The sequence below is a fragment of the Methylobacterium sp. V23 genome (assembly GCF_002917135.1).
In the GTDB taxonomy this organism is placed as follows: domain Bacteria; phylum Pseudomonadota; class Alphaproteobacteria; order Rhizobiales; family Beijerinckiaceae; genus Methylobacterium.
Window position 1 is genome coordinate 1 of the sequence record NZ_PDHT01000114.1, and the last position, 1,447, is coordinate 1,447.

The window sequence follows — 1,447 nt, forward strand, 5'->3', positions numbered from 1 at the left end:
TCTGTGCCGGTGTAGACCAGGTTCTCGACGTTGCCCTTGAGCGTGTAGGTGGCCAGGCTGGTGCGCACCGTGTCGATGCCGCCATTGGCCATCTCGCTGACCACATCACCGACGTGGTCGACGATGTAGGTGTCGTCACCCGTCCCACCCAGCATGGTGTCAGCGCCTGCGCCACCGTCCAGCGTGTCGTGGCCGACGCCGCCCAGCAAGCGATCACCCTCTGCGGTGCCCGTTAGAACCAGCCCCATGGCAGGAGCAGGAGCAGGCCGCGGTATATCGGCGAGGGGGTTGATGGTGACGGAGACGGCCTGCTCGACACTGCCGCCATGGCCATCCGAGACCACGATGGTGAAGTGGTCCGAGCCGCTGGTGTTGGCGGCTGGCGTGTAGACGAAGCTGCCCGCCTCCGGGTCGAAGCTGACGCTGCCCAGGCTGGGGCTTGCCCCGGTCTTCACAGCATAGCTGAGCTTGTCTCCATCCAGGTCCGTGGCGTTGATCGCCACCGCGGCCGAGGCCGCATCCTCGTTCGTCGTCACCAGGTTCGTTCCAGCCGCCACAGGCGCATGGTTGACGGGGTTGATAGTGACGGAGACCGCCTGCTCGACGCTGCCGCCGTGGCCATCCGAGACCACGATGGTGAAGTGGTCCGAGCCGCTGGTGTTGGCGGCTGGCGTGTAGACGAAGCTGCCCGCCTCCGGGTCGAAGCTGACGCTGCCCAGGCTGGGGCTTGCCCCGGTCTTCACAGCATAGCTGAGCTTGTCCCCGTCCAGGTCCGTGGCGTTGATCGCCACCGCGGCCGAGGCCGCATCCTCGTTCGTCGTGACCAGGTTCGTTCCTGCCACCACAGGCGCATGGTTGACGGGGATTACGGGAGTGGGCTTGTTCAAGACGACATCACGCTCGGTCAACTGGCTGAGCTTGACGTTCTGCAGGGTGATGGTCTCGCTGCCGAGGCTGAGTACGAGGCTGCCCTGCTTGCTCATCGCCGCATGCGCCTGCACCTCCGCGAAGCTGGTCAGCCCGAGCCCACTCAGATCGAGCTTGTCCGTGCCAAGCTGGAAGTCCGAGATGAAGGTGGTGCCGCTGTCGCCGCTCCGGAACGCGAAGGTGTCGGCACCGTCCGCCCCCATCAGCGTGTCGTTGCCCGACCCGCCCCAGAGCACGTCGTTGCCAAACCCGCCGCTGAGCTTGTCGTGACCGGCCCCGCCGCTGAGCGTGTCGTTGCCTGCGCCGCCCGTCAGCACGTCGTTGCCCGACCCACCCGCGATCGCATTGTCGAGGCTGTTGCCCGTGCCGGCAAACTTACCCGTGCCGGTGTAGACCAGGTTCTCGACGTTGCCCTTCAGTGTGTAGCTGGCCAGGCTGGTGCGCACCGTGTCCGTGCCCTCGTTGGCCATCTCGGTGACCACGTCGCCAGCGTTGTCGACCAGGTAGGTGTCGTCACCCG

1 protein-coding gene is annotated in these 1,447 nt (G+C 66.2%); it reads right to left on the reverse strand.

Annotated features, from left to right (window positions below):
• On the reverse strand, positions 1 to 1,447 hold a 1,447-nt coding region (locus CRT23_RS29525; protein WP_146056566.1), incomplete at both ends, for a tandem-95 repeat protein.